Origin of the sequence: Psychrobacter sp. CAL346-MNA-CIBAN-0220 (genome assembly GCF_040309805.1) — a bacterium.
Taxonomy (GTDB): domain Bacteria; phylum Pseudomonadota; class Gammaproteobacteria; order Pseudomonadales; family Moraxellaceae; genus Psychrobacter.
Genome location: NZ_JBEOPF010000784.1, coordinates 1 through 232 on the forward strand (window position 1 = coordinate 1; position 232 = coordinate 232).

The 232-nt window shown below is 50.0% G+C and carries 1 pseudogene; it reads right to left on the minus strand.

Annotation, left to right across the window (positions count from 1 at the left end):
- Window positions 1-232: pseudogene (locus AAEY88_RS15660) on the minus strand (hypothetical protein); the annotation flags it as partial.

Here is a 232-nt window from a genome sequence, read left to right on the forward strand (position 1 = left end):
GTGTTGATTTGACTATGGCCTGCTTGGACGGTTCTAATTGGCATCACCGGTTTTGCGCTGGCTATCGTGGCAAAACGAATGGCTTCACCAGGATTCCAACCTGCACCGAACGCACCGGCACGAATCACAAAGTAAGGTTGATTGGTTAGCGAGTTAATTGGGGCAAAGTCGTTTACCGTATCACCCGTGGCAATTTGGCCAATACGTTTACCGACACAACGGAACGCTGTAG